The organism is Enterovibrio baiacu (assembly GCF_004120195.1).
In the GTDB taxonomy this organism is placed as follows: Bacteria; Pseudomonadota; Gammaproteobacteria; order Enterobacterales; family Vibrionaceae; genus Enterovibrio; species Enterovibrio baiacui.
Genome location: NZ_SCHN01000005.1, coordinates 109,993 through 136,710, shown reverse-complemented (window position 1 = coordinate 136,710; position 26,718 = coordinate 109,993). Strand labels below are relative to the sequence as shown.

Below are 26,718 nucleotides of genomic sequence, written 5' to 3'. Positions count from 1 at the left end.
TCTCAGTGTTTATCTGCACTGAAAAAACCACGCAAACGTTAGTAACGGTAAAACAGCGTGAAGTTGCCGTAAGTATGGTGATTGCGCTTCGCTGTTTCGTACTGCTTACTTTGAATGGTCGCAGATGCCGTCGCACCCCAGTTATTCGAATACCACGTAAAGCCCGCAGATGCTGCGGCTTGCACATTCTCTACGATCAAATCACTGTTTTCGGCAGGCTTATCGCCTTCAATCGTCACGTCATCAAAACGGTAGCGTGCTTCCATCGTGGTGAAGAAAAACATACCTGCAGCACTGTTGCTCAACATGCCCGTGTCGACGGTGTTTCCGGCTATCACAGACGTTGAACCGAAGGTGTTGCCGAGATCGATACCAAGACGGTAAGTACCACCCGCAGCGACTTCACTCTGGAAGTTGCCGCCCTGACCACGACCAAACACACTGAATTCGCCCATTGGGCTGTGTGCGATGAGTTGGTGTGCTTCGCCGCTTAATTGGTAGATGAACTCATCATAGATTTGATAGTCCCATCCTTGTGGATCGGGAGAACCTACGATCGTGTGAACGATGGATTGACCTGTCTCTGCACCCGAATTAGGGCCAACGGTGCCTAGCAACAAACCGCCTTTGAGTGCGAAGGTATCGGTTTGTTGGTACAACCTAGCCTGTGTATACAGGAAACCCGCATAGGCGCGCTCATTCGGCTGAGGCTCAGTGAGTTCAATGTCAGAGGGGGTCCACATTTGCTGACCGATTTCAATGCTATACCCGATAGCGCCTGGATCTGAAGACCAACGTAGGAAAAGGCCACTCGTGTATTCTCGGTCTGTACCGATAACGCCGTCATTATCAATTGACAGCGAAATCGTGGCAGCATGTACAGGAAAAGTGAACATTGGTGCGGCGATGATCGCAGCACCAAGTAATCTGCGTGATAACATAAAATCCCTATTGTTTAGGATATGACGCCATGTGCGTCTTTAATGCGACTCAATTGAGTGTCGGCGCTATGCTAACTCATAACCATGCGCCTGACGATCGTCGTTTCAAAGGAGAGTGATTTGTCCCAGAATATTGATGTAATTGTCAACGTGGACTGGCTGAAAGCCAATGTTTCTGCGCCAAATATCAAAACCGTCGATGCTAGCTGGTTCATGCCGGGAAGTGAAAGAAACGGCGCGAAGGAGTGGGAGACGAAACGTATTCCGGGAGCGGTATATTTTGATTTCGATGGCGAGATTAAAGATAAGGCATCGTCTCTGCCACACATGTTGCCATCGACCGAGCTATTCGCGGAAAGCGTGAGCAAACTGGGTATCGCCAATACCGATACCGTTGTCGTGTATGACAGTGCGGGTATTTTCTCATCTCCGCGTGTCTGGTGGATGTTCAAAGTGATGGGGCATCAAAATGTCGCTTTGCTGGATGGCGGCTTGCCTGCGTGGGAAAACGCGGGGGGTGATCTAGACACTACTGCGCCAATTCAACCTCAAGCAACGGAATACACCGCGACATTCCAACCTGAACGCTATATCGACAGAGATGCGTTGCTGGCGGGTATTACAGAGAATGCACTCAATGTGATCGATGTGCGTCCTTTCGAGCGCTTTAGTGGCAGTGTGGCAGAACCAAGAGAAGGTGTGCGCAGTGGACACATGCCCAATGCCGTTAACTTGCCATTCCCGTCAGTTATGCAAGATGGCTTCTTCAAATCCTCTCAGGATCTGACCTTGTTACTGGCCACCGTCGTGTCTAACGACTTACCAAATGTCACTACCTGTGGCTCTGGCGTGACGGCCTGCACGGTGGCATTAGCAAGCGAATTCACCATTGGAAAAGTGATTGCTGTCTACGATGGTTCATGGACAGAGTGGGGCGGCGATCATCGTTTACCCATTGAAGTGTTGCAATAGCGATTCGTAGAAACAGCGATCTTGGGCCTTCTTTATAGAAGGCCTTTTTTATACTCAAAGATCGTGCGAAAGGGGTGTTTTCGATGGGGGTATCAAGGTCAAAAGTACACCCAGCGTGGTGGTGTGATCTTGTGGCGAATTTTCTGGAAAAAGTCCTGAAAATACGAGGTATGTATTGAATGGTTTTCATGCAGCAAAAATGAAAACTAAGATTTAAGGGTGGATGAGATCAAATCCCAAGTGGTATACCAATAAGTAAGCCATTTATTTGGTTACAAAGCATTAACAATATGTTACATGTGGTTACATCTTCTTGGTAAATCAAGGAATAACGGAGCAGCACCGTGACGAATCAAATCGCTATGCCCACAAATCATGCATTATTGCCTGAGCGTATCCAGAAACTGGTAAACGCGCTGTCGAGTGGAGTCTATGAGCGAGAGAATACTATTCGTCTTTGCTTGCTCGCAGCATTAAGCGGCGAGAGTGTTTTTCTTCTCGGTCCGCCAGGGATTGCAAAAAGCTACATCGCAAAACGCCTCATTAAGGCCTTTGATAACAGCAGTTTTTTTGAATACTTGATGACGCGGTTTTCAACCCCAGAAGAGGTATTCGGACCTCTGTCTATTCAAGAACTAAAAGACAATGGGAAATACGTCAGGTTAACCGAAGGCTATCTGCCAACGGCTGATGTCGTGTTTCTTGATGAAATTTGGAAAGCCGGCCCAGCCATTCTTAACACCCTCCTTACTGTGGTAAATGAACGCGTATTCAGAAACGGCAGCGAAGTCTTACCCGTTCCTATGCGCCTGCTCGTTGCGGCCTCAAACGAATTGCCCGAAGCGGACAGTGGTCTCGATGCGTTGTACGATCGCATGCTTGTGCGCGTTTTCGTTAACCGTATTCAAGAGAAAGGCAATTTCAAACGCCTGATCATTGGCGAGCAAGGTGACCCTGATGCAGAGATCGGCCCGGACATTGCGATCAAAGCGCAGGAATACCAGCTGTGGCAGCGTCAAATTGATCTCGTGTCGCTGTCTGATGATGTGTTTGAAAAGATCTACGCACTGAAACTTCTGTTAGAGCGTGAAGCCGAAGATGGCGGACACCCATTCCCCGCGGAAGAGCTGTATATTTCTGATCGTCGCTGGAAAAAGGCCGTGCGATTGCTGAAAGCCAGTGCCTTCTTTAATGGCCGAAATGAGGTCAATCCCGTTGATCTTCTGTTGCTGCAAGAATGTCTCTGGCACAGCCCTGAATCACGCAGTGTAGTCAATGCTGTGATGCGCCAATTCGCCAAGCAAGTGTGCTTCAACCAACAAGAAGCCCTCTCTGTTGCGACAGATGCGAACGACGACGTGAAAGAGTTGGCCGAAGACATTGTCGATACACTTGGCTACGATGTTGGCACTGAAGTGTCGATGCGCAAAGAGAAGTATCTGGTCGATCTTTCAAAAGCCCGCCGCTATTCCGTCAATTCGAGCCATAATTTAATTAAGCTGGTGATGTTGGATTCGAATCCGTCTGTCTCTGAAAAAGAGAAAGGGGACAGCCGCTGGGTGTATGTCGATGCCAGTGAATTCGAGAAAAAAATCAAAAACGGTGCGTGTGATGTTTACGGCTACGTGAACAAAAATCCGAACCTTTGCATGCTCAAGTTTGATGTGACAGGCGATTTGGAATTGATGATTAAAGACATCGCAAACCGACCTGTTTCTGTGGCGATTGCGGGCATTGATGACGATGACGCTGAAACCTTTAACGCATGGCAAGGTAAAACGGACGCTGCGATTAAAAAGGTAGAGGATGCGAAGCACATGATCCGTGTGGCGAGAATGCAGCTAAATGCCGCACTGCCGCACAACTTTGCAAACTCGGATCTCTTGGAGCTATTGGCGAACAGCATTACCGATGCAGAAGAAGCGTTGCAAAAACAAACCGCCAAGTTTGAAAAAGATGCGTTTCGTATTCGCATGTTAACTGAATACTTTGCTTAGGAGCACGGATGATTAGTCCGGAGAGTTTACAGCTAGGCATGATGCTGGCAGAAACAGGCATGTTGGAGCATGCGGTCACCGAAGTCATGGCAAAGCCGCAGCTTCTCGTGATGACAGAAGCCAGCCCGAATGCGAAAGCCTCGGTGAAGCGTCATGTGCGGAAATGGCGTCACTCGGTGAAACGTCGCTTGAGTAACGATTGCATTACCGATGAGTTAAAACAAGAGATAGTGGCGTATCAAGAAGCGGTTGCTATGTCCCAACAAGCGTTTACTGACAACGCCAAATCCTTGATGAAATCCCTAGAAGGTAAATCGTCGTTTTACCTGAAAGCTCGCCGGATGATCGAGAAAAACATCGCACAAGAAACGCCGATGTTCCAAGCGTATTTCTGCAACAAATGGTACCAGCACTTGGCGGCGGCTATCCAAGCTGCACAGGAAAAAGAGTTAGAGGCGCACAAAGAAAAGCTGCTGAAAGAGCTTTATCAGCGCATGGAAACCTACCGTGAGCTGGAAGATGTTCAAGCGCACGGTGATTCGGAGAAAACCGGTCGGCTATGGGATTTAGCATCTTCCAAGGTCACGCAATCGGATGTCGCTCTGCTAAAGCGTTTTGTGGCTTTCTTGAAGGATAATCAAGACCTTCAAGACATTGCTGAAAATCTTGGGCGAATGGCAAATGACGTGGATGACCCATCGCTACAACGTTCGCCTGCTGAAGAGCTACAAATGGTGGAAGAGCCCGCAGACAATGTCGCAGATGACATTGTGGGTGTTCATCAAAGCGATCACCTTGAAAAATTGGTGCCGAATGAAGCAATTTACTTGGCTGAGCCTGCGCTTGAAATCCTTTTCTATAAACATTTTGCCGATAAGCGCCTGTTGACCTATCGCATGCAGGGTATGCAGCGTTCACTGAGAAAGGTGAAAGCCTTCAAACCCGAAAGCAAGCAAATTGACATCGAGAAAGGGCCATTCCTGATTTGTGTTGATGCGTCAGGCTCAATGAGTGGCTTTCCTGAGCAATGTGCAAAAGCCATGGCGTACGCGTTGATGCAAATTGCGGTGAAAGAAGACCGAGACTGCAGTGTGATGATTTTCTCAACCGACCATATCGGTTATGAACTCACCGGCGAAGATGGCCTAAAAGAAGCGCTGAACTTCCTGTCATACAGTTTCCACGGCGGCACAGATCTCGAACCCGTGTTAACGCATTCAGTGGATTTGATGGGCACGGATAAGTACCGCAATGCGGATTTGGTAGTGATTTCAGATTTTATCGCTCCTGAACAGCCGGACGAGGTAAAACAGAAGGTTGATGAACTCAAAGCGCAGCACAATCGCTTTCATGCCATTAACCTTTCCAAGTACGGCAACCCCGCGGTAATGAGCATGTTCGATCATGTATGGGATTATCATCCGTCACTCATGGGACGGCTGTTGAAGCGTTTCTAATGCAGTGATTCGGCATTCACTAGACGATGAGCCAGCAAAGAATCAGCAATGAATAAGCGATAAAAAAGACGGCTAATGCCGTCTTTTTCGTTTCAACAGTCTGAGACTTAGCGTTAGTTAAGCAGCAAGCTGTCGTCTGCTAATTCTTCACCACGCACTCGGCTGAACATTTCGAGCAAATCAGGTACGCCCATGCCGGCGCGTTCTTCACCTTTCACATCCAATACGATCTTGCCTTGGTGCAGCATCACAGTGCGGTCACCACAGGCGAGGGCGTCTTTCATCGAGTGCGTCACCATCAATGCGGTTAGGCCAAACTCTGTGATGACTTTCTTAGTGAGATCGATAACAAACGCTGCCATACGCGGGTCAAGCGCAGCAGTGTGTTCATCTAGAAGCAGCAATTTACTGTCTGACAGTGTGGCCATGACTAAGCTTACCGCTTGGCGTTGACCTCCCGAAAGCAAGCCAATGCTGTCACTCAGACGATCTTCCAAGCCCAAGCCAAGAATAGAGATACGTTCCTTGAAGATCTCCCTGCGTTTGTTAGAGAGCGCCAAGCTCCACCCTCGGCGAGAGCCACGGCTAAATGCCAACGCCATGTTTTCTTCAATGGTGAGAGACGCACAAGTACCTGCCAGTGGATCTTGAAATACCCGTGCGGCAAGCGCGGCACGCTGGTGGACTTGTTGATGCGTCACGTCGATGCCGTCAATCACGACACTTCCGCCCACCATGGGTGTTTCGCCACTGACTGCGCCAAGGAGCGTTGATTTCCCTGCGCCGTTAGAGCCGATGATGGTGAGAAACTCGTTCTTTGGCACGGTGAGTGACACACTGCGTAATGCGCGGTTCTCAAGGATAGTGCCGGGGTTGAAGGTAACTTGGATGTCTTTTAATTCAATCACTTTGCTACCCCCGCTTCTTTCATCTTCTTGGTTTTTTGATAGTGCTTACGGGCTTTAGGCGCAATCAAGGCGAGCGCAACCAACACTGCCGTGACAAGGTTGAGATCAGACGCCTTCAAGCCAAACATGCCTGAACTCAGTGCGAATGCGACTGCCAATCGGTAGAGCACAGAACCGAGAATAACAGCAACCACCGCAACCCAGACTTTGCGTCCTGGCAACAAGGTTTGTCCTAGGATAACTGCCGCAAGACCCACAACGATGGTGCCGACGCCTGAAGTGACGTCAGCGAAGCTGTTTGTTTGTGCGAACAGCGCACCAGAGAAGCCAACAAAGCCGTTAGAAAGGGCGAGCCCCACATAGGTATAAAATGCCGTGCTTGCGCCTTGTGCGCGTACCATGCGTCCATTGACGCCTGTTGCACGAAGACCAAGGCCAAAATCGCTGCTCAAAAGGCGGATGATGAACCACGCACTGAGCACAACCAGAACAAACACCACCAATGGGCGAGCATAAACCGGGTCGATACCCATGTTCTCGAAAGGCGTAAGAATGGTGTCTACGCCCAGCAGCGCAACGTTAGGTCGGCCCATGATGCGGATATTGATGGAGAAGGCCGCAATCATGGTCAGGATACTGGCAAGCAAGTTTAATATGCCGCATTTCACGGTTAAAAATGCGGTAATCAGGCCAGTACAGGCACCCGCTAGTATCGCAGCAAAGGTAGAGATCCAAGGGTCAACGCCCATGACAATGAGTGTGGCAGCGACAGCAGCGCCCATTGGGAAGCTTCCGTCTACTGTGAGATCCGGAAAATCGAGAACCCGGAAAGTCAGATATACGCCCAGTGCGACTAGGCCATAAACCAGACCTACTTCCAGAGTGCCAAAGAAGGCAATTGAGGTCATTTACTGCTCCTGACTTACTTTTCTACAGTCGTTGCACGGTCTAGCAGAGAAGCTGGAACGTCGAGACCAAGTTTTTGTGCGGCTTTCAAGTTAATCGCAAGGTCTGAACCGACAGCGACTTTCGCAGGAAGATCGGCAACCGCTTTACCTTCGATAAGGGCTGCAACGTAGTCCGCCGTTTGCACACCAATTTGGTAGTAATCAAAGCCCAGTGCTGCAACCGCGCCGTTCGGGATGTAAGACGTTGCACCGCCGATAACGGGCTTCTTAGCCTGGTTTGCAGCCCCGACGAGGCCGTCAATGGCGCTTGCGACTGTATTATCCGTTGGTGCGTAAATCGCATCGGCTTGTGATGCCACAATTTGCGCTGCAGATTGAACATCAGCGCTTCTTAGTGCGGTACCTTCAATCACTTTCAAGCCTTCTTTTTCTGCCGCTTCACGCAATAGTTCAACGAGCGTGACTGCATTGGCTTCACCTGGGTTGTAAACCACACCGATGGATGTCATGCCAGGGATCAGTTCTTTTGCGAGTGCCACATGCTGAGCCACTGGTGACAGGTCAGAAAGGCCAGTCACGTTCGCGCTCGGCTTATCCATGTCTTTAATCAGTTTTGCACCCACAGGGTCGGTCACAGCAGTGAAAATAACAGGGATAGATTTGGTTGCAGCAACCAAGGCTTGTGCAGATGGTGTTGCAATACCTACCAGTACATCAGGTTGCTCACCGACGTATTGACGTGCGATTTGCACGGCAATCGCAGGGTTACCCTGCGCAGTTTGGTAAGAGAATGCGAGGTTTTTGCCATCAACGTATCCAAGCTCCGCCAGTCCATCAAGTAGACCTTGGCGGGTTGCGTCAAGGGCCGGGTGCTCAACAATTTGGGACACAGCAACCGTGGCTGTTTTTGCAGAAACGGTGAAAGGGGTAGAGAACAGTGTTGCGGCACAGCATGCTGATACCAAGAATTTTGATAGTTTCATCTTATATCTCCCTGATGAGTGACATATAACAAATTCGCCACTTGGCGATGTCACGTGTTAATCCATTGTTATATCCAAAAATTGACGGAAAATCAGGAGGTAATGTTGCAGATTAAGACTAACTGTCTGGGTTTTAGCCAACCTGATTTTGCTTAGTGTTAAGTAACTGACTGTATTTAAAGGTTTATATCGGTATCTGCTTTTCTGGTGGATATGCATGCAGATCCAACGTAACCTCTGGCGCTTTCTTACATGCAAGTATATGTCTCTAATATAATGCACATAATTAGGTTGATATATTGTTAATGTTGAAGCTGTGAGATAACCATTCTTTTTATGAGAAAGTTTGAAGTGTGTGTAATTGCATGGCCAATTTTTACACTGTAAATAGAGAAGGGTGTAGAACGAATATCCTCTGGCTATGCACTGAAAACCTTTGGCTGTGCATGTAGATGTTGGGTAGCCGCCGAACATTTCTGGCTTCGTACCATTTTTCGATAATGATTTGGACGATCTTTCTCTCATTTACAGAGATGTTTATGAATAAATTGCGACGGATGATGATGTTTGTGGCTCGGGGCTGAAAAGTGACATTAATCACTCTGCAATCATCTCTCCATGCATCTATTATAACGCCGTTACAGATACTCATTCCTTTACGCGAGCTCCGTTGCTGTCAAAGACTCGCGATATAATTCAAACACTAATAAGGAATGAAGTGATGCTGATTGCGCTTTTTTGGGAATACTCACCACCAAACTCTTCTTGAGTGCGCATGGCATCCTCGTCACTAATTTTCCCAAAATTGTTTGCTTTGGAGGCACAAGGATGAAGCTTTTTATTGCGCTAATACTGCTATTTTCTTGCAGTGCTGGTGCGTCTGGCGGTGATGCCACAACCCATCTTGATTTAACCAGTTCTGCTGTCGGCTATATCTCCCTTTTAATATTCGTTTTGGCCTACACCCTCGTCATGCTCGAAGAGCAATTGCATCTTCGTAAATCAAAACCGGTACTTTTAGCGGCAGGCCTCATTTGGTTGCTGTTGGGCTTTGCCTATTCAGGGGCAGGGCAAATAGATGTCGCCAAGTCTGCTATTGAGCACAATTTGCTCGAGTATGCGGAACTCATGTTGTTCTTGCTGGTGGCAATGACGTATATCGCTGCCATGGAAGAGCGCAGGCTTTTTGATGCGCTAAAAGCCTGGATCGTCAGTAAAGGCTACGATCTTCGTCAGCTTTTCTGGATCACCGGCATACTGTCTTTCTTTATTTCACCTGTCGCTGATAATTTAACCACCGCCTTGCTGATGTGCACGGTTGTCATGAAAATTGGCGGTGACAATGCCAGATTCATTAATATCGCCTGTGTAAACATCGTTGTGGCTGCTAATGCGGGTGGGGCATTCAGTCCGTTCGGTGATATCACGACCTTGATGGTATGGCAGGCAGGCATTGTCGAATTTGGCCAGTTTGGCGCATTGTTTATCCCTTCTGTGGTTAACTACCTCATTCCTGCGTTCATCATGTCTCTGTTTATTCCTAAAGAGCAGCCGGACGTCGTGCAAGAGTTTGTTGAGATGAAACGCGGGGCAAGACGCATCGTGGTGCTGTTCTTGCTGACGATCCTCACTGCTGTGGGTTTCCACGGTTTAGTTCATTTCCCGCCCGTTATCGGCATGATGATGGGCTTGGCCTACCTTCAATTCTTTGGCTTCTTCCTGCGTAAAACGCTGCCTAATTCGTTAGCGCGTAAACGTGCTATTGCTATGGCAGAAAAAGACGAAGCTGCGTTGAAACGCCTAGGTTCGGTCGTGCCATTTGATGTGTTCCGCCGCGTTTCCCATGCCGAGTGGGACACACTCCTGTTTTTCTACGGCGTCGTGATGTGTGTGGGTGGTTTAAGCCTGATCGGGTATCTCTCCATGATCTCTAACGTCATGTACCTTGAATGGAACCCAATTTGGGCGAATGTCATTGTCGGCTTGCTGTCGGCTGTGGTTGATAACATTCCTGTGATGTTTGCGGTGCTTACCATGAGTCCAGACATGTCACTCGGTAACTGGTTGCTCGTTACGCTCACCGCAGGGGTAGGTGGTAGCCTGCTTTCACTGGGTTCTGCGGCGGGTGTTGCCTTGATGGGGCAAGCGCGTGGGATGTACACCTTCTTCGGACACTTAAAATGGGCGCCGGTTATCTTGCTAGGTTACGCTGCATCCATCCTGTGCCATTTGTGGTTAAACGGCGGCGCGTTTTAAACCACCAACCAGATAACACAGTTCGTACCTGATGAATGGCACCTTGCGAGGTGCCATTTTCGTATTCTGTTTAAATTTCGTTGAGCAATTGGCCACAGTTTTGCACAATAGCCGCATTCTTGATTCAGTTAACGTATTGGAAACGCAATGATCTCTAAGTGGGCTGTCCGATTCTTTCAAATGGCAGAGCTAGTAGGCTCTTGGAGTAAAGACCCTTCAACGCAAGTGGGGGCGGTGATCACCAAGGGAAACCGCATCGTTTCCGTTGGCTTCAACGGCTACCCGCATGGTATTTCTGATAGCGCAGCGACGGATGATCGCGAAATGAAGCTGCTTAAAACTCTACACGCCGAAGAAAACGCCATCTTGTTCGCTAAGCGTGACCTAAGCGATTGCGACATTTGGGTAACGCATTTCCCTTGCCCTAACTGTGCTGCAAAAATCATTCAAACGGGCATTACCCACGTTTACTGCCCAGAGCAAAGCGAAGATTTCTTATCGCGCTGGGGCGAGAAAATTAAGATCAGTGCGGACATGTTTGAGCAATCAGGCGTGAACGTCACTTGGCTACCGTTGTCGGAATTGCCAACAAAAGACTAATGCGGTGTATAACGGTATCGCTTTTTTAGAGCGATTCCTTATAATCGCGCACCAACCAAAACGGTCAGTAAAAGGTATATAGCATGGCGAGTACAGCACATGCGCTTCACATTTTGGTGAAGCATCAAGAGCAAGCGCAAGACATCATCAAGCAACTTAACAAAGGTGCGAAGTTCGCAGATCTTGCTCGCAAACACTCTACATGCCCATCAGGCAAAAAGGGCGGGGATTTGGGTGAGTTTCGTAAAGGCCAGATGGTGCCGCAGTTCGATAAAGCGGTATTTAGCGGTAAAGTGCTAGAGCCAATCGGTCCCGTTAAGACTAAATTCGGTTACCATGTTATCAAGGTTCTTTATCGTACCTAGTTACGAGTAACCAACTAATTTGTTTCAGATATAAAAAAAGAGGTGACGTTGTCACCTCTTTTTTTATTCTTTTTCACGAAGGCTTACTTTTGGAAGATTTCGCGGAATTCACGCTTCATTGCTGGCTTCATGCGCGCTTGCTTCAATTGCTTAGCAAGGTCTTTTACGCAGTTGAACAGAAGCTTATCAAGCAGGGTCGCTTTGTAGTCTTCGGTTTGTTCTTGCGTCATGTCGTCAAACTTAAGATCTTGACACTCTTGCAGGAAATCAATGCCCGCGTAGCTTTGGCTTAGGCTAACTAGCGCGTGGAATTGTTCAAAGTTGTCCAGAATGTTCTGTGCGCTTGCTGGAAGTGCATCCCATGCTTCACGAACAACGTCTTCAGCCGCTTCATGCACTGACGCCAGCATAGTGTATAGCTCTGCGGGTACTTGTTCGTATTTGATCACTTGTTGCAGTTCAGCTGAAAGGTTTTCCAGTTTCACTGTCTCTACGGCTTCGTTTGCTTGTTCTGACATCTCTTTATTCCTGATAACGCTCATCAGCAGGCATCGTATATCGCACTTGGATGAAGTCAAGCATTGAGCCGTTTCATCTTGATTAACTGATGATATTTAAAGCGGTTGTGGGTAAATAGTGTAGCAATGGTTTACGCAGACGCCTGCTTAGAATCTGACGAAGGCGCTTTTGTTTTCGATGCTTCTTCGTTCACCACAGACAGCGAAGGTTCGTCTTTCTGTGTGTTTTCACCCAATAGACAACCACCTTTCGCGATGGTGAGCTGTTCACTTTGGATTTGGCCTTTCATTTTGCCTTCGCTCAGGATATTCACTTCACGCGCAATGATGCTGCCTTCAACCAGACCGTTGATGGTAACGTGTTCAGCGTGAATATCGCCTTTGAAGTGGCCGGTTGAAGAGATAACAACATTGCGGGCATTGAGAATTGCACCTTCGCCTTTCCCATCAAACTGAATATCACCGTCTAAGTCGAACTCACCGACAACACGGCATTGTTTTGCAATCAGTGACATTGATGGTTTTGACGCAGTGTTTTTACCAAACAGTCCCATTTCTCTCTCCTTTCTTCCAACAACAAACCTGTGATTGGAGATGGTTATTTCATACAAAAATCAGAATACGGGGCATTTTATCTGAAATTATAAAAGAGGCGTGACTTTATTTTTTATGCATCCAAGTGAATTCACAACAGTGCGACACTTATGGTGCTTAATGTCTTAAATTCCTCAAAACATGGTGATAATACCGTCAGTCGTGTCTTACTTTTTACGAATATGCGAGGCTTCATATTGCTGTGATGGGTTTTGATTGCTATAACCGCGAGTTATAAGGAAACTCCTGAATAGGGCGATATCATGGCGATTGAACTTACTCCGTACGAAGCACGTGTTATTGGTTGTCTGCTTGAAAAAGAAGTAACGACCCCTGAACAATATCCTTTGACCCTGAATGGCCTAACCACTGCCGTAAACCAGAAAAGTAACCGCGATCCGGTTTACTCTCTGACAGAAGCAGAAGTGCTCGACGCCGTTGAGCAGCTCAAAGCAAAACGATTGATTAGCGATCTCGAAGGGTTCGGTAGTCGTGTGACGAAATATCAGCACCGTTTTTGCAACACTGAGTTTGGTTCTCTCCAGTTTACCGATCAACAACGCGGCATGGTTTGCGTGCTGTTGCTGCGCGGCCCACAAACACTTGGAGAGCTAAGAACGCGCACAAACCGCTTGTGTGAATTCACAGACGTGAAAGAAGTGGAAAGTGTGCTGGCTGTGATGCAAGAAAAAGCGTATGTTGCCGCATTACCGCGCGAGCCGGGTAAACGTGAAAGCCGTTATACGCACTTATTCGGAACGGAAACACCTGAAACGCAAAGCCCTGGCGTGTTTGCTGAAAGCGCACCTGCTTCAGCACCAACGTCAGATTTGACCGCGCGTGTAGAGCAATTAGAACGTGAAGTGGAAGAATTGAAAGAGCTCGTTAACTCGCTCCTTTCGTAACAGATAGCACAATTCATATAGGCTGACCGTGTAAGCCTGAAGCCGACCATAATACGCCGACGACAGGCAAACAATGACAACTCAGCCCCAATCCGACGAACGTAAAGAGGCGCTTTCTGCGCCTCTTTGGCATGTGTATCTCATCAGAACCAAAGACAACGCTCTGTACTGCGGCGTAACAACCGATGTTGCGCGGCGTTTTGATGAGCACCAGAAAAACGGCATAAAAACTGCAAAGTATTTACGAGGAAAACAGCCATTGACGTTGGCTTGGTCCTACGAAGTAGGGGATAAGCGGCTTGCAATGTCACTTGAGTGGAAAATTAAACGCTTGAGTAAGCGAGAGAAAGAACGTCTTTGTACTGACAATGGCCTTATTCAGGTCTTAATAAACGACAGCATTTAATTAGGAAATACCATGGCACTTAAAGCAACGGTGTATAAAGCATCCATCAATGTGGCCGATATGACCCGTCAGGTTTATATGGATCACACGGTGACGCTTGCACAGCACCCATCTGAAACAGAACAACGTCTTATGCTGAGATTACTCGCGTGGACCCTGTATGCTGATGAACGTTTGCAGTTTACCAAGGGCCTTTGTGACGAGTCTGAGCCAGAGTTGTGGATCAAAAACTACAGTGATGAAATAGAACTTTGGGTTGAACTGGGTTTGCCAGATGACAAGCGCATCAAGAAAGCATGTACTCAGTCAAAACAGGTGGTTCTGTTCACTTATGGTGACAATGCTGCAGCGGCATGGAAAGCCTCACTGCTCAACAAACTTCATCCGTACAAGAACCTAACCGTGATCAATGTTATGGATGAAGTGCTGGACGCGGCAGCGGCAGCTTCTGGCCGCAACATGACCATTCAAGCAACCATTGAAGATGGACAAGTGTGGTTCTCTGTCGGGGAGGTGGTGATTTCTATCCAACCTGATGTCTGGAAAACAGCAGAAGCGAAATAGCGAATCGCATTGCATATTGCAGTTCGCTGTTCGTTAAAAGACGCGAGATTAACTAGATGCCGGGAATAAACGCCCGGCTCTTTGTTTTTTTAGCAGTACCATCAGTTCTTCCGCAGGCATTGGCGTGTAGTAATAATGCCCCTGCGCAAAGTTACAGCCGATATTCCTAAGCAGCTCTTGCTGATCTAGCGTTTCCACACCTTCCGCAACCACTTTCAATTGCAGCAAGTTCGCCATACTGACCACGGCCTGACAAATCACCAAATCATCTTTTGATTGCGGGAGATCCTTAATGAAGCCTCGGTCAATCTTCACTGTGTTGACAGGGAAGTGCTTAAGATACGCGAGGGATGAATACCCTGTGCCGAAATCGTCAATCGCCAAGCTAATGCCCGATGTTGTGAGGCGATTCAGTATGTGTTGGTTGCGTTCTAAGTTCTCGATAAACACCTGTTCTGTCAGTTCTATTTGAACACGCGAAGGGGGAATGTCGTAACGGGTCACAGAACGAATCACATAGTCTGCCAAGTAGCCATCTTGGAATTCATGACCAGATACATTGATAGCAATGCATTTAGGCGCGCAGCGTTCATCTAACATGTGGGAAAATTGCTTGAGTGCGGTATCTACCACCCAGTGTCCTAAGCGCTGCATCAAACCTGTTTCTTCGGCAGTTTGGATAATGATGTCGGGGCTGATCACCGTACCATTGTCAGATTCCCAGCGCACCAAGGCTTCCACGCCAACTATTTGGTGGGTTCGCAAGTCAACTTGGGGTTGAAAGTGCAGTTTAAGTTCGTCGTTATTGATCGCGTTTCGAATGGCGCGTTCGAGTTCTTTTTTGCGCGTTAGCTGTTCTTGCATGGTTTGGTTGTAGGCAACGACCTTTCGGCTGCTAAGGGTTTTGGCTTTATGCGCCGCCGTGTCTGCGTGTCGCAGCAATTCTTCGGCCTGTAAGTCATTGTTGTAGCGAAAGGCAATGCCGATGGCGCAGGTTGTTAGAATGTCATTGTCTTCAATGTAGAATTCTTCTTCGAGACAAATTTTGAGGTTATTGGCCTGCATCTCGGCTTCGAGCTGAGACATACCTGCACACGCCACCATGAATTGATCGTTACTAACACGCGCTAGGATCGCGTGGGGGGGCAGGACGGTTTTAAAGCGCTTGGCGGCCTGTAGTAGCAGTTGGTCAGCCACGATATGGCCATACATATCATTGATTTCTTGCAGCTTATCGAGCGCGACACAAAGCAGAACAATGTCTTGGTCTGAACGGATAGATCGCTCGAGGTAGGTTTCCATCGCAAAGCGATTGGGCAAATGGGTTTGCGGGTCATGGTTTGCTGTGAACTGCAATTGTGATTCCATTTCGCGACGCTGCAAAATTTCTTCTTTCAGCATGGAAACGGTGTCTGATTCTGCCCGTCGACCAATGATATTGACTTCAAGAAGGTATAAAGAAATACCCACTAGCACGGTCACTACAATGCCAGAGATGAAGATCAGCATCGGTAATGAGAAATAGGCGATATCGAAGGTCGATTGTTGCCATACCGTCATTTGCCACACATCGCCTAATGCAAAGACATCCACCATGGTCGAGAGTGGGACAAAACTCTCAGGTAACTCACCAAAGAAGGGCACGCTGCCTGCACTCAGCACCAAGGTTTGATTGTCAGTAAGGAATTGCGTGGCGATGGCTTCTACCATTTTTTTGATGTTGTAGCTTGCCCCTAGATACCCCACCACATTTCCTTCAATGATTACAGGGTGAAGCATTTCAATTGATAAGTCGCCGCTACTGTGTCTGATGACGTCAGATGTCGATAGCTTTGACAGCACAGGCATTTTGTTTAAACCGACTGGCGGAGCGATCTGCCAATCTGCTTTTAAATGATTAGGGTTGAAGGTGGTTGGCGTGGTCCATTGCAGCTTGTGTTCGAGATTAAGCCAGTAAAGACCTGAGAAAAAAGGGAAGGTGCGGGTGACGTCTTGAGTGGCAACGCGCCAAGAATTCCCGTCTATCGTACCGTCGGTTTCGAAACTGTTGGCAAGCCAAACAAGAAAATACGCTTCCTTTTGCAGATTGACTTCAATTGCGCGCTGAACGCGGTTCACTTCTACGTTAAGCATTTTCCCCTGTAAATCTACCTGACGAGATTGTGCGCTTTTATAAAGCGTGAAGGTTGAGATCAGGATAAGCATACAAATGATAGAAATCGCAATGATCGAAGTGAATCGAGGACCATTGGGATTTTGAAAGTCGGGTGTGTCTTCTTTTGATGTGCTTAACAAGAGTGATAGCCTTAATAATGAGTCACCTGTATCTGTAACAAGTCTATGACAAATATGGTAAAGCGCAATGTGAGGTTCAGCCAAAAAAGTCTTAAAAATGGGACGTTTGGGGGCCGAACGCAAGGCGGATCTGCGGGTCAAAATGGGTGTGTAAACGTTGGATTTTTGTCTTTAGTCTCTTTTGGCAGAGAAATGGTCGCAATGTGATAAAAGTGAATATCTATACATCAATAATGCGTAGTCTGTCTTGAGTGTCTGCGTTTAAGATCAGTTGCATAGCGCCAAAACTCATCATTTGGTATGGTAAAATGCGTGGTGAGATTTTAAGGAAACGCTGATGAATGCATGGAAATTGGCATACCGAATAGGTGATTGTATCACCTACGAGGCATGTTACTGATATATAGATAGGTTGCTAATCATAAGTTTGAAAAAAAATTCACTTGAGTCTCGTTTTTTTTCAAAGCTTAGGCTTGCACTTGTCCTATTCTTATAGCTATCTGTTGGGAAAACTGTGGGAGCCTAAGTGGATTGGCTCAAGAAACACCTTAAAGCACTAATTATTCTTGTTGTTGCTGTTCTAGTTGCTTATTTTTCTCAAGTACCTGTGTCTGATTGGTTGGTGAAGAAAAAAATTAGAGAAGACGTTGCTGTTCTTTCTCAATTATACACTGGCTTATATCGACAAGGGTTTGAACAAATGAGAGGCCTGTCAGAGCAATTGTCGTTCGTCTGTGATGATGGCGACATTGAGCTTATGAGTCAGGCGAAAGCGCGCAATATATTCGTTGAATATGTCGATTTGCACCTTAAAAATGGAAAGTCATGCTCAATTTATAACAATGACCATGCTGGCAGACCGTTAATGGTGTTTCCAGATCACGATCAACTCAAATTTGGCAATGTCTCGCTCATTCTGAGTGGCAATCAATTCGAAGAAATGCGATTCAGCAGCCAAGATGGCATGCTGCGATTTGCGTTTCAGCAGCCTAGAAACTTCCTCACGAACTGTAACAGTTGTCTGTTCATGACGGTGGATGTCAGTGGGCGAGATGTTCAGCTCTATGAGCGCACGGAAGAACCTTACAAAGAAGCATTTAATGGCACGCTCGATAATGGCATGGGTGTGAAGCTCTATATCAACCAGCGCGGTGTTGAGTTCTTGGTGGGCGATTTGGTCGATCTCTTCTCCATTTTGGTGGTGTTGTTTGGTGTGCTTCTCGCCGTTGGTGTGGAATTAAACACATCCGATCGTAAAGGCTTGAGCGGTTTGCTCAATGAAGCGATTGAGTCGAACGCGCTTGTGCCTTTCTATCAGCCGATTGTGATGCCCGAAGGCAACAAGTATAAAGTCGTGGGCGCCGAAGTGCTGGTGCGCTGGTTAGCCGACAGTGGCGAATTTATTCCGCCAGACTCTTTTATTCCTATCGCTGAGCAAAACGGGGCGATAGATAAAATTACCGATCAGCTCATCGACAATGTTTTGGCAGATATCACCACGGTCTCGTTACCAAAGGATTTCTTTGTCAGTATCAATGTGTCTCCGAGCTACTTAGAGAAGTGGGACACCGCTGAAAAACTGCTCAATAAAATTGAATGCGCGGGGCTCGATCCGCATGTGTTGTCTTTAGAAATCACAGAACGCACCAAATTCAGTGATTTGAAAAAGGCGGCCATCTGTATTGAAGCTTTAACGGCGAAGGGCATTTCCATCAAATTGGATGACTGCGGGACGGGCTACGGCGCGTTCTCTTACCTTCATACGTTAAACATTGATACGATTAAGATCGATCGCATGTTCGTGACGGGCATCGGTCTTACTGAGTTTAAAAATAACATTCTAGGGTCAATCCTAGCGTTTGCGAGAGAGTCTAACCTGCATGTCGTTGCGGAAGGGATAGAGACAAAAGCGCAGGCGGTGCACCTGATTAATAACGGTGTAGAAATGCTTCAAGGCTCCTACTTTGCTGATCCGATTCCGTTCGACGCGTTTAAACAATTCGTGTTGAGCCAAGATATTTCTGAGAACAGTGGGTTAGCCATTTAGCAAATACTCGATCTATACCCAAACGCTGTTGTTGTCGTTTGGGTATATTTATCTCCTGAATTCCGCGTATGCCGTACTCTTCCTCGAAAACACAGTCGTCAACGACCCTCTAATTTGATACATTTATCAATAAGATCAAATTGTTAACTGGATGTTATTCCCGAATATTCCGTCTAGAATTGAAATATGTTCGGTCGAAAATCGTTCAACTAGGAATGCGCGAATAAACTCTTTGTGGTTTTACGACTCAAAGAGCGAATGACACAAAAAATTAAGGATGTGTGGATGTTTAAGTCTTTCTTTCTGGATAAGCGATGGTTTCTTTGGTCCATCCTCGGTAGTGCGCTTATCTTGTATGTGACTTGGTACAAAGTGGAACTGGATGTAGAAATCAATGAATGGTTTGGTTCTTTCTATAACTTGATTCAACAGGCGCTTGCTACGCCCAACTCAGTCACGTTTGAAGAATACCTCTCGTCGTGTTTAACCTTCCTGAAAATCGCGACAATTTACATCACCGTTGCGGTCGTACTCGACTTTTTCATTCGTCACTATGTGTTCCGCTGGCGTACCGCGATGAATGATTACTATACCTCGCATTGGAGCAAGATCAGCCATATAGAAGGTGCATCCCAACGTGTGCAAGAAGACACTATGCGTTTTGCTGGCATTGTTGAGACCTTGGGTGTGGCATTTATGCGCTCATTGATGACGCTGGTGGCCTTCTTACCAATACTTTGGGAACTCAGTAAGAATGTGACTGAATTGCCTTGGATTGGGCCTGTAGAGCACTCTCTTGTCTACATCGCCATCATTTCGGCGTTGTTCGGTACCGTGTTGCTGGCTGTGGTGGGGATTAAACTGCCAGGGCTTGAGTTTAAGAATCAGAAAGTTGAAGCGGCATACCGTAAAGAGCTGGTTTACGGTGAAGATTATGAAAATCGCGCGGAGCCAGAAACGCTGAGTGAGCTGTTTGCCAATGTCCGTAAAAACTACTTCAACCTGTATAAGCACTATTTATATTTCGATATCGCAAAATGGTCCTATCTGCAGGGCACTGTGATTGTGCCTTACATCGCACTGGGTCCTACCATTATTTCTGGTGTGATCACGCTGGGCGTGCTCCAACAAATCGTTCGTGCCTTTGGCAAGGTGGAAGAATCGTTCCAGTTTTTGGTGAATTCTTGGAAGACCATTGTTGAGTTGATGTCGATTCACAAGCGTCTGAAGGCCTTTGAACAAGAAATTGATCTCGCGATAAAAGCGGAAAAATCAGCCGCTACTGACTAATAACACATTAAAAATTAGTAAGAAAACTGTTACGCCCCGCCATGTAAATGTCGGGGCGTTTTGCTATTACTAAACTGTACACATAAAAAATTTTGTACAAGAGTGATCTTTTTTCTTATCTAAGTTGTACAAATAGAAAAGCATGTACAACAGGGAGATGTGTGATGAGCATTAAATTAGGTGTAAGCGCCTGTGTCATCGGAGAGAAGGTCCGATTTGATAGCGGTCATAAGCGCAGCCACTTTGTGGCGAAAGAATTGTTGCCGTATGTAGAGTTTGTGCCTGTCTGCCCTGAAGTCGCTATTGGCATGTCAGTTCCTCGCCCAACCATTCGTTTGTTGGACAGAGACGAAATTGGCATCCGTTTGGTAGAAACCAAAGACAGCGCTGCTGACCACACTGAAAAGATGGAAGCCTTCAGCCGTAAGAAGACGGAACAATTAGCGAGCATGGATCTGTGTGGCTATGTCGTATGCGCGAAGTCGCCAACGTGTGGCATGGAACGTGTAAAGGTGTACAAAGAAAGCGGTTATGCCGCGTCTGAGAAAAGCGGTGTTGGTCTGTATACCAAACAACTGATGGAACGCATGCCTTGGTTGCCCGTTGAAGAAGACGGCCGTTTGAACGATCCAGTATTACGCGAGAATTTTGTGTTTCGTGTGTTTGCGTTAAAAGATCTACATGACTCAATGGCCGAGGGCATTACGCGCCGTGCCGTGGTTGAGTTTCACTCCCGCTATAAATTGGTGCTGATGGCGCATTGCCCAACAGAATACAAATCCCTCGGTAAGTTCGTTGCCAACATTGCCGATCATGACATCGATGAATTCTACATCGAATACCGCAATCGTTTCATGAAAGCCATTGCTCACTGTGCGAGCAAAAAGAACAACACCAATGTGCTTATGCACCTGCAGGGGTACTTCAAACGTGATTTAGATAAATCTTCAAAAGCAGAGCTTTCAAACCTCATCCATGCATACCGTAAGGGTGAAATGCCATTACTCGCGCCATTGACGCTGATCAATCACCACTTGCAACAGCATCCGGATGAATACTTGTCGCGACAAAGCTACCTCCATCCTTATCCAGACAGCCTAAGACTCCGTTACGGGCTGTGAGGAAGCTGGGTATGAAAGCGATAAACGACCACGTCATAGAGAACAACCTTTCGGATGAAAAGCCGTTGCTCTCTATTGGAGAAGTCTCAGAGGTGACGGGGGTTAACACCGTCACGCTGAGAGCTTGGCAACGTCGCTACGGCTTGTTAAAGCCGCAGCGAACGCCCAAAGGTCATCGCATGTACACAAGCAAGGATGTGGCGCTCATCAATAACATTCTTAAATGGCTCGATCGTGGTGTACCTGTGGGACAAGTAAAAGCGCTACTTAACGATGAGACATTCACACCCAACACCTCGTCTGATACTGAAATGGCGAGGGAAGCCGATGAGCTCAAAAAAGCAGTGATGGATTTTGACGTGCCGCGATTGAAGCGTCTGCTGTCTGAACTCACCAAGCACTATCCCATTACAGTGTTAGAACGAAACCTGTTTATTCCGCTGACAGCATTCTTCTCTGAGCAGAAATCTGACGTGATAGGCCTTTGTTTAAATACTTGGTTAACGGCGTTGCGCCATGAGTTGTTGCGCTGTTTTCAATTGGGCCAGAAAGCACCGAGCAAAAAACACTGTGTGTTGGTGTCGACGTCTATGAATGATTTGCACCTTTTCTATGGACAAGCGCTCAACTATCAATCAAAAGGTTACGCCGTCACAACTATAGAAGGGCTTGATTCTAATCTTATTTCTTTGGTGAAAACGATTAAAAACAGCGATACCAAGGAGTTAGTTATTTTTTCTGAGGTTGCACTGTCAGCATCCATGAAACGCGATGTCGTCACCATCGCCGACGAAGAACTTGTGTCTGTGTCTTTGCTGGGGAAGTGCCGCGTTATTCATTCAGATTTGTTCACCACCTCAAAAACTCAACATGCCGAGAAGGCGTCGAGTTCATCGGTAAGTGAAAAAAGTGAAAGGGAGCAATTTCAATGAAATTGGTTTGGTTTAGGCGAGATCTGCGCGTAAAGGACAACCTTGCACTGACGGAAGCGTGTAAGTCTGGCGAGTCGGTTATCGCAGTGTACTATGAAACGCCTTTACAGTGGAAAAGGTACTGCAACGCTCCCATTCAGGCTGATTTGATTCGTCGTCGTCTGCACGTATTACGTACTGAGCTCGAAGCGCTGAACATTCCGTTGATGGTGCATTGTGCGAATTACTACAGCGACATCAATCCCCTGATTGCGCAGCTCTGTCAGCAATATCAAATCTCGGATGTCTATTGCACGCGGGACCATGAAATTGATGAGATTAACCGTGATAACGCCATTGCGGGTTTATTGAGTCTCACAGGGACAAGCTTCCATGCGTATGACTATAAGTGCGTTTTCGCGCCTGGCACGGTGACGAATGGCTCAGGAACCATGTATCGCGTTTTCACGCCTTTTAAGAAAACATGGATAGCAAAACTCGCCTTACATGGTGTTGCACCTCTGGCGTCGCCCGAGCCTGTGCCAGCGTGTTCTATCACTTCAAGCATGCTGAGAGGGCAAGGTGAGATAGAACTGCACTATCACCAAGATGATTCGGTCAGCTGGCCTGTAGATGACAGCGCCATCATTCAACGCATGCGTGATTTCTGTCGCTATCGCGTCGAACAATATGAAAATTTGCGCGATTTTCCCGCCATTCCGGCCACCAGCCAGTTATCACCTTACCTCGCGATAGGGGCTATTTCACCGCGACAATGTATTGCACGATTAATGCTGGAGTCGAAAGATTGCTTAGAGAAAGGCACCGGCGGGGCGAACGTTTGGTTGTCTGAAATCGTTTGGCGAGAATTCTACCAACACATTGCGGCTACCTATCCTGCGATCAGCCGCGGAAAAGCCTTCCTCGAATGGACAGACAACATCGCGTGGAACCGAGACGAGCTGTTGTTTGAGCGTTGGAAGCAGGGGAAAACCGGGTATCCCATCGTTGATGCCGCCATGCGCCAGTTGAATGAAACGGGGTGGATGCACAATCGCCTGCGAATGATTGTTGCCAGTTTCCTTGTTAAGGACTTACACATCGATTGGCGATGGGGTGAGCGTTACTTTAACTGGAAGCTTATTGATGGCGATTTCGCTGCCAATAATGGTGGATGGCAGTGGTCTGCGTCTGTAGGCACGGATGCCCAACCTTATTTCAGAGTGTTTAACCCAACCACGCAGGGCAAGAAGTTTGATCCCAATGCGAGATTCATCCGTAGATGGTTGAAAGAATTAGAAACTGTTCCAGACAAGTCGATACATGAACCGCATAAATGGGCGGAAAAAAATGGCATTGAGCTGTCATACGTGAAACCCATTGTTGACCATAAACTTGCACGTCAAAAAGCGATTGAAATGTTCGAAACGGCGAAGTCGGGACCGTCCAAACAAAGGGTTGAATCATGATGCAAAGCACTGCAACGTCAGACCACATTTATTCCTCAGAAGCGGCAACGCTTGAACGGTTTATTCATGTTTATCAGGCCTTGCGTAAAGACAACCTCGATACGCTGGACGCGATTTACAGTCACGATGTTGTCTTCGAAGACCCTGCACACCGCATAGAGGGGTACGACAACCTCGCGCGCTATTTCGACACCATGTACACCAACGTGACGGACTGCCGTTTCGAAATTCATGATCACGCTGTAAATGGCGACATTGCCTTTATCAGTTGGACCATGACGTTGTCGCATCCCAAGCTTGAAGGCGGTGCAGAGCGTGCCGTTAAAGGGTGTACCAAGTTGGGATTGAAAGAAGGGCGCGTGGTGATGCACCGCGACTTTTTTGACTTAGGTGAAATGCTGTATGAAGCGCTGCCAGTGTTGGGGTCTGCGGTCAAAATGATCAAAAAGAGGTTAGGCCAATGAAACGCGTATTAATCACCGGCGCTTCATCGGGCATAGGCCTACAGCTCGCGAAAGACTATGCTGAAAATGGCTGGCATGTCGTGGGCTGCGGCCGCAACACACAGCACATTGATGCACTTGCCTTAGAGCGTGACAATGTCACTTCATTGCGCTTTGACGCCACCGATTTGGATGACACCAAACGTGCTCTGTCATCTCAAACTGAGCGCTTCGACTTAATCATCCTAAATGCAGGCACGTGCGAATACATCGAAGAAGGTCGTATTGACGTAACCTTGTTCCGACGTGTTTTCGACATCAATGTGTTTGGCATCTTGAATTGCATTGAAGCGCTACAAGCACGCTTTACTGACGGCACACACCTTGCGCTAATGGGCTCTACAGCCGCTTACCTCGGTTTGCCGCGAGCCGAAGCCTACGGCGCGTCAAAAGCGGCGGTATCTTATCTTTCTCGCTCACTTTCCGTGGATTTAGAACCAAAAGGAGTGACGGTGTCACTTGTCTCGCCGGGGTTTGTAAAAACACCGCTCACGGACAAAAACGATTTCGCTATGCCTATGATGGTCTCATCTGAGGAAGCATCGCTCGCAATACGCCAAGGCTTAGAAAAAAGAAAAGCCGAGGTGCATTTCCCGAAAAAATTCAGTTACATACTCAAGTTCTTAGCCACTTTGCCAATGGCATGTCAGTTTGCGCTCGTTAAAAAAATAACAAGGAATGCACAATGAAAATTGCAATCATCGGCTCAGGTATTTCAGGTCTTACCTGTGCGCATTACCTACACAAAAACCACGACATCACGCTGTTCGAAGCCAACGATTATATAGGCGGGCACACAGCGACCGTCGACGTTGAAGTTGAAAGCGGCAAATACGCCATTGATACAGGCTTTATTGTTTTCAACGATCGCACGTACCCAAACTTCCAGAAACTCATGGCCGACATTGGTATCACGGGTCAAGATTCTGAAATGAGCTTCAGTGTTCGCAACGAAGACAACGGCCTTGAATACAATGGCCACAGCGTGGCCTCTTTGTTTGCGCAAAAGCGTAATCTGTTCAATCCAAAGTTCTACTTGTTTATCCGAGAAATCTTGCGTTTTAATAAAGAAGCCAGAGAAGCGCATTCCATCGCAACCCACGGCGATCCATTGATTGAGCAAACGCTGGGCGATTTTCTCGAAAGCCGCAAATTCAGCGACTACTTCTGCCAGAACTACATTCTTCCGATGGGCGCGGCGATTTGGTCTTCCACCTTGTCAGATATGCGCGCGTTTCCTCTCAAGTTCTTCCTGCGTTTCTTCCAAAACCACGGCTTGCTGGATGTCACCAATCGCCCACAGTGGTATGTGATCCCAGGTGGTTCTCGTGAATACGTAAGAAAAATGGTGCCGGCGTTTGAATCCTCAATCCGCTTGAGCACGCCAGTACTTCGCGTTGAACGCACATCACACGATGTAGTCATTGAAACATATACAGGCATTGAGAGATTTGATCATGTGATTTTTGCGTGTCACAGCGATCAAGCGCTAAAAATGCTCATTGACCCGAGCAAAGATGAGTCAGCCATTCTCGGCGCGATCGATTACCAAGATAACGACGTGGTGCTGCACACTGATGAATCCTTATTGCCACGTCGCAAAGCCGCATGGGCAAGCTGGAATTACCACCTAGGTGCCAGTGATGGACGGGAAGATCGACCTGCGGCCCTGACCTATGACATGAACATCTTGCAAGGGATTGATGCGCCAGAGACCTTCTGTGTCACCCTCAATCAAACAGACCATATTGCGCCAGAAAAAGTGCTCCGTGAGTTTGTGTATGCGCACCCGGTTTTCGACCAAAAGTGCATCGATGCACAAAAAGAACGTCATTTGGTAAACGGAATTGATCGCACATGGTTCTGCGGTGCGTATTGGTACAACGGATTCCATGAAGACGGCGTAAGAAGCGGACTAGACGTTGTTAGCGCGATTAACGATCTACCCGTTCCACTAAGGAGCGCGTCATGAACACAGACGCCAACAGCGGTCTGTTTGTAGGCAGCGTTCGTCACCGTCGTTTTACGCCGGTTGAGCACGGATTCACCTATCCCATGTTCATGCCCATGATTGATCTTGATGAGCTAGATGCATTGGTACAAAACGTGCGTGGCTTTTCGTTAAGAAAGTGGGGCGTGGCAACGTTTCACCGTCCTGACTACATGGAAGGGCGCGTAGACACCAAACAAGCGGTACAAGACAAGGTTCATGCGTTAACCGGCAAGCGCGTCGAGGGAAAAGTTTTCGCGCTCTGTCACCTGCGGTATTTCGGGCTCTATTTTAGCCCTGTGAATTTTTACTACCTGTATGACGAAAATGACCAATGGCAATACATTCTTGCCGAGGTCAGCAATACACCTTGGAATCAGCGTCATTATTACGCGATTCCTGCGGGCAAACGTTGGGAGAACAATAAAGCGTTTCATGTCTCCCCGTTTAATCCCGTCGATCAAAAATACGTGTGGAAGCTTCGTCCTTTGGACAAAACCGCGTTTGTGCACTTAGAAACACACCGCGGCGAGAAGGAATTTGATGCAACGCTTGCGCTAACAAAGAAGCCTTTCACATCAAAAGAACTCAGCAAACTCATCGTTAAGACACCGGTGATGACAGTAAAAGTGGTGGCTTCCATTTATTGGCAAGCATTGAAGCTCTGGATTAAAGGCGCACCGTTTTATTCTCATCCGGCTCAGGTTAAGGAGTAACT

The 26,718-nt window shown here is 47.4% G+C and carries 25 protein-coding genes; 18 read left to right on the top strand and 7 right to left on the bottom strand.

Annotated features, from left to right (window positions below; all coding sequences use genetic code 11):
* Positions 1-38 precede the first annotated feature (38 nt).
* The gene (locus tag EQP46_RS00925; protein WP_129491852.1) at positions 39-941 is read right to left on the bottom strand and encodes a lipid A deacylase LpxR family protein; all 903 of its coding nucleotides are present in this window, start codon (positions 939-941) and stop codon (positions 39-41) included.
* A gap of 120 nt (positions 942-1,061) precedes the next feature.
* Between EQP46_RS00925 and EQP46_RS00920 the strand changes: the two genes are divergently transcribed.
* The 3 genes from EQP46_RS00920 (at position 1,062) to viaA (ending at position 5,367) form a co-directional block, all read left to right on the top strand.
* Positions 1,062-1,913: a sulfurtransferase gene (locus EQP46_RS00920; RefSeq protein ID WP_129491851.1), complete on the top strand. Its 852-nt coding sequence runs from the start codon at positions 1,062-1,064 to the stop codon at positions 1,911-1,913.
* A 362-nt stretch (positions 1,914-2,275) separates the two neighbouring features.
* Positions 2,276-3,910, top strand: coding sequence for an AAA family ATPase (locus EQP46_RS00915; RefSeq protein ID WP_129492169.1), 1,635 nt, complete (start codon positions 2,276-2,278; stop codon positions 3,908-3,910).
* Between the two features lie 8 nt (positions 3,911-3,918).
* The gene (viaA, locus tag EQP46_RS00910; RefSeq protein ID WP_129491850.1) at positions 3,919-5,367 is read left to right on the top strand and encodes an ATPase RavA stimulator ViaA; all 1,449 of its coding nucleotides are present in this window, start codon (positions 3,919-3,921) and stop codon (positions 5,365-5,367) included.
* Between the two features lie 113 nt (positions 5,368-5,480).
* Here the strand turns inward: viaA and EQP46_RS00905 are convergent, their stop codons facing one another.
* Genes EQP46_RS00905 through EQP46_RS00895 form a run of 3 tightly spaced genes read right to left on the bottom strand, consistent with a single transcriptional unit; the run spans position 5,481 to position 8,166 of the window.
* On the bottom strand, positions 5,481-6,275 hold the full coding sequence (locus tag EQP46_RS00905) for an ABC transporter ATP-binding protein (protein ID WP_129491849.1): 795 nt from the start codon (positions 6,273-6,275) through the stop codon (positions 5,481-5,483).
* Positions 6,272-7,183: an ABC transporter permease gene (locus EQP46_RS00900; RefSeq protein WP_129491848.1), complete on the bottom strand. Its 912-nt coding sequence runs from the start codon at positions 7,181-7,183 to the stop codon at positions 6,272-6,274. Before EQP46_RS00900 ends, EQP46_RS00905 begins: the two co-directional genes overlap by 4 nt.
* Before the next feature lie 14 nt (positions 7,184-7,197).
* Positions 7,198-8,166 carry an ABC transporter substrate binding protein gene (locus EQP46_RS00895; protein WP_129491847.1) on the bottom strand — a complete coding sequence of 323 codons (969 nt, stop codon included), beginning with the start codon at positions 8,164-8,166 and terminating at the stop codon, positions 7,198-7,200.
* 828 nt (positions 8,167-8,994) lie between these two features.
* On the opposite strand from EQP46_RS00895, the gene nhaD reads away from it, so the two are divergent.
* The 3 genes from nhaD to ppiC all read left to right on the top strand — a co-directional run bounded on the left by nhaD (position 8,995) and on the right by ppiC (position 11,387).
* Positions 8,995-10,422: a sodium:proton antiporter NhaD gene (gene nhaD, locus EQP46_RS00890; protein WP_129491846.1), complete on the top strand. Its 1,428-nt coding sequence runs from the start codon at positions 8,995-8,997 to the stop codon at positions 10,420-10,422.
* 147 nt (positions 10,423-10,569) lie between these two features.
* Complete coding sequence (locus EQP46_RS00885) at positions 10,570-11,022, top strand: dCMP deaminase family protein (RefSeq protein WP_017011106.1); 453 nt, start codon at positions 10,570-10,572, stop codon at positions 11,020-11,022.
* A gap of 83 nt (positions 11,023-11,105) precedes the next feature.
* On the top strand, positions 11,106-11,387 hold the full coding sequence (ppiC, locus tag EQP46_RS00880; RefSeq protein ID WP_129491845.1) for a peptidylprolyl isomerase PpiC: 282 nt from the start codon (positions 11,106-11,108) through the stop codon (positions 11,385-11,387).
* Positions 11,388-11,470: 83 nt separating this feature from the next.
* Here the strand turns inward: ppiC and EQP46_RS00875 are convergent, their stop codons facing one another.
* Both EQP46_RS00875 and EQP46_RS00870 read right to left on the bottom strand, forming a co-directional pair.
* The gene (locus tag EQP46_RS00875) at positions 11,471-11,905 is read right to left on the bottom strand and encodes a DUF3069 domain-containing protein (RefSeq protein ID WP_129491844.1); all 435 of its coding nucleotides are present in this window, start codon (positions 11,903-11,905) and stop codon (positions 11,471-11,473) included.
* Between the two features lie 131 nt (positions 11,906-12,036).
* Positions 12,037-12,459: a bactofilin family protein gene (locus tag EQP46_RS00870; protein ID WP_129491843.1), complete on the bottom strand. Its 423-nt coding sequence runs from the start codon at positions 12,457-12,459 to the stop codon at positions 12,037-12,039.
* A gap of 303 nt (positions 12,460-12,762) precedes the next feature.
* On the opposite strand from EQP46_RS00870, the gene EQP46_RS00865 reads away from it, so the two are divergent.
* From EQP46_RS00865 to EQP46_RS00855, 3 genes are all read left to right on the top strand, one after another.
* Positions 12,763-13,404 (top strand): YceH family protein, encoded by a 642-nt coding sequence (locus EQP46_RS00865; protein WP_129491842.1) that lies wholly within the window; start codon positions 12,763-12,765, stop codon positions 13,402-13,404.
* Positions 13,405-13,477: 73 nt separating this feature from the next.
* On the top strand, positions 13,478-13,810 hold the full coding sequence (locus EQP46_RS00860; protein ID WP_129491841.1) for a GIY-YIG nuclease family protein: 333 nt from the start codon (positions 13,478-13,480) through the stop codon (positions 13,808-13,810).
* A gap of 12 nt (positions 13,811-13,822) precedes the next feature.
* Complete coding sequence (locus EQP46_RS00855; protein WP_129491840.1) at positions 13,823-14,374, top strand: YaeQ family protein; 552 nt, start codon at positions 13,823-13,825, stop codon at positions 14,372-14,374.
* A 48-nt stretch (positions 14,375-14,422) separates the two neighbouring features.
* Here the strand turns inward: EQP46_RS00855 and EQP46_RS00850 are convergent, their stop codons facing one another.
* Positions 14,423-16,603: an EAL domain-containing protein gene (locus EQP46_RS00850; RefSeq protein WP_129492168.1), complete on the bottom strand. Its 2,181-nt coding sequence runs from the start codon at positions 16,601-16,603 to the stop codon at positions 14,423-14,425.
* Between the two features lie 592 nt (positions 16,604-17,195).
* On the opposite strand from EQP46_RS00850, the gene EQP46_RS00845 reads away from it, so the two are divergent.
* From EQP46_RS00845 to EQP46_RS00805, 9 genes are all read left to right on the top strand, one after another.
* Complete coding sequence (locus EQP46_RS00845) at positions 17,196-18,716, top strand: EAL domain-containing protein (protein WP_129491839.1); 1,521 nt, start codon at positions 17,196-17,198, stop codon at positions 18,714-18,716.
* Positions 18,717-19,001: 285 nt separating this feature from the next.
* Entirely contained in the window at positions 19,002-20,006 is a 1,005-nt protein-coding gene (sbmA, locus tag EQP46_RS00840) for a peptide antibiotic transporter SbmA (RefSeq protein ID WP_129491838.1), read from the top strand.
* A gap of 164 nt (positions 20,007-20,170) precedes the next feature.
* Positions 20,171-21,127: a YbgA family protein gene (locus EQP46_RS00835; protein WP_129491837.1), complete on the top strand. Its 957-nt coding sequence runs from the start codon at positions 20,171-20,173 to the stop codon at positions 21,125-21,127.
* An 11-nt stretch (positions 21,128-21,138) separates the two neighbouring features.
* Positions 21,139-22,059: a MerR family transcriptional regulator gene (locus EQP46_RS00830; RefSeq protein WP_129491836.1), complete on the top strand. Its 921-nt coding sequence runs from the start codon at positions 21,139-21,141 to the stop codon at positions 22,057-22,059.
* On the top strand, positions 22,056-23,507 hold the full coding sequence (gene phrB / locus EQP46_RS00825) for a deoxyribodipyrimidine photo-lyase (protein WP_129491835.1): 1,452 nt from the start codon (positions 22,056-22,058) through the stop codon (positions 23,505-23,507). The genes EQP46_RS00830 and phrB overlap by 4 nt, the downstream gene beginning before the upstream one ends.
* Positions 23,504-23,971 (top strand): nuclear transport factor 2 family protein, encoded by a 468-nt coding sequence (locus tag EQP46_RS00820; RefSeq protein WP_129491834.1) that lies wholly within the window; start codon positions 23,504-23,506, stop codon positions 23,969-23,971. The genes phrB and EQP46_RS00820 overlap by 4 nt, the downstream gene beginning before the upstream one ends.
* Positions 23,968-24,699, top strand: coding sequence for an SDR family NAD(P)-dependent oxidoreductase (locus EQP46_RS00815; RefSeq protein ID WP_129491833.1), 732 nt, complete (start codon positions 23,968-23,970; stop codon positions 24,697-24,699). The genes EQP46_RS00820 and EQP46_RS00815 overlap by 4 nt, the downstream gene beginning before the upstream one ends.
* Positions 24,696-25,982, top strand: coding sequence for an NAD(P)/FAD-dependent oxidoreductase (locus tag EQP46_RS00810; protein WP_129491832.1), 1,287 nt, complete (start codon positions 24,696-24,698; stop codon positions 25,980-25,982). The genes EQP46_RS00815 and EQP46_RS00810 overlap by 4 nt, the downstream gene beginning before the upstream one ends.
* A complete protein-coding gene (locus EQP46_RS00805) occupies positions 25,979-26,716 on the top strand; it encodes a DUF1365 domain-containing protein (protein WP_129491831.1) in 738 nt (245 codons plus the stop codon). The genes EQP46_RS00810 and EQP46_RS00805 overlap by 4 nt, the downstream gene beginning before the upstream one ends.
* Positions 26,717-26,718: the final 2 nt, after the last annotated feature.

What these genes read in the sequence shown, in the direction of transcription:
- EQP46_RS00900 (WP_129491848.1), bottom strand. Translation starts at nt 7,183, where the DNA reads ATGACCTCAATTGCCTTCTTTGGCACTCTGGAAGTAGGTCTGGTTTAT.
- phrB (WP_129491835.1), top strand. Translation starts at nt 22,056, where the DNA reads ATGAAATTGGTTTGGTTTAGGCGAGATCTGCGCGTAAAGGACAACCTT.
- viaA (WP_129491850.1), top strand. Translation starts at nt 3,919, where the DNA reads ATGATTAGTCCGGAGAGTTTACAGCTAGGCATGATGCTGGCAGAAACA.
- EQP46_RS00925 (WP_129491852.1), bottom strand. Translation starts at nt 941, where the DNA reads ATGTTATCACGCAGATTACTTGGTGCTGCGATCATCGCCGCACCAATG.
- EQP46_RS00820 (WP_129491834.1), top strand. Translation starts at nt 23,504, where the DNA reads ATGATGCAAAGCACTGCAACGTCAGACCACATTTATTCCTCAGAAGCG.
- EQP46_RS00810 (WP_129491832.1), top strand. Translation starts at nt 24,696, where the DNA reads ATGAAAATTGCAATCATCGGCTCAGGTATTTCAGGTCTTACCTGTGCG.
- EQP46_RS00860 (WP_129491841.1), top strand. Translation starts at nt 13,478, where the DNA reads ATGACAACTCAGCCCCAATCCGACGAACGTAAAGAGGCGCTTTCTGCG.
- EQP46_RS00870 (WP_129491843.1), bottom strand. Translation starts at nt 12,459, where the DNA reads ATGGGACTGTTTGGTAAAAACACTGCGTCAAAACCATCAATGTCACTG.
- EQP46_RS00865 (WP_129491842.1), top strand. Translation starts at nt 12,763, where the DNA reads ATGGCGATTGAACTTACTCCGTACGAAGCACGTGTTATTGGTTGTCTG.
- EQP46_RS00885 (WP_017011106.1), top strand. Translation starts at nt 10,570, where the DNA reads ATGATCTCTAAGTGGGCTGTCCGATTCTTTCAAATGGCAGAGCTAGTA.
- nhaD (WP_129491846.1), top strand. Translation starts at nt 8,995, where the DNA reads ATGAAGCTTTTTATTGCGCTAATACTGCTATTTTCTTGCAGTGCTGGT.
- EQP46_RS00915 (WP_129492169.1), top strand. Translation starts at nt 2,276, where the DNA reads ATGCCCACAAATCATGCATTATTGCCTGAGCGTATCCAGAAACTGGTA.
- EQP46_RS00805 (WP_129491831.1), top strand. Translation starts at nt 25,979, where the DNA reads ATGAACACAGACGCCAACAGCGGTCTGTTTGTAGGCAGCGTTCGTCAC.
- EQP46_RS00895 (WP_129491847.1), bottom strand. Translation starts at nt 8,166, where the DNA reads ATGAAACTATCAAAATTCTTGGTATCAGCATGCTGTGCCGCAACACTG.
- EQP46_RS00875 (WP_129491844.1), bottom strand. Translation starts at nt 11,905, where the DNA reads ATGTCAGAACAAGCAAACGAAGCCGTAGAGACAGTGAAACTGGAAAAC.
- EQP46_RS00835 (WP_129491837.1), top strand. Translation starts at nt 20,171, where the DNA reads ATGAGCATTAAATTAGGTGTAAGCGCCTGTGTCATCGGAGAGAAGGTC.
- EQP46_RS00815 (WP_129491833.1), top strand. Translation starts at nt 23,968, where the DNA reads ATGAAACGCGTATTAATCACCGGCGCTTCATCGGGCATAGGCCTACAG.
- ppiC (WP_129491845.1), top strand. Translation starts at nt 11,106, where the DNA reads ATGGCGAGTACAGCACATGCGCTTCACATTTTGGTGAAGCATCAAGAG.
- sbmA (WP_129491838.1), top strand. Translation starts at nt 19,002, where the DNA reads ATGTTTAAGTCTTTCTTTCTGGATAAGCGATGGTTTCTTTGGTCCATC.
- EQP46_RS00855 (WP_129491840.1), top strand. Translation starts at nt 13,823, where the DNA reads ATGGCACTTAAAGCAACGGTGTATAAAGCATCCATCAATGTGGCCGAT.
- EQP46_RS00830 (WP_129491836.1), top strand. Translation starts at nt 21,139, where the DNA reads ATGAAAGCGATAAACGACCACGTCATAGAGAACAACCTTTCGGATGAA.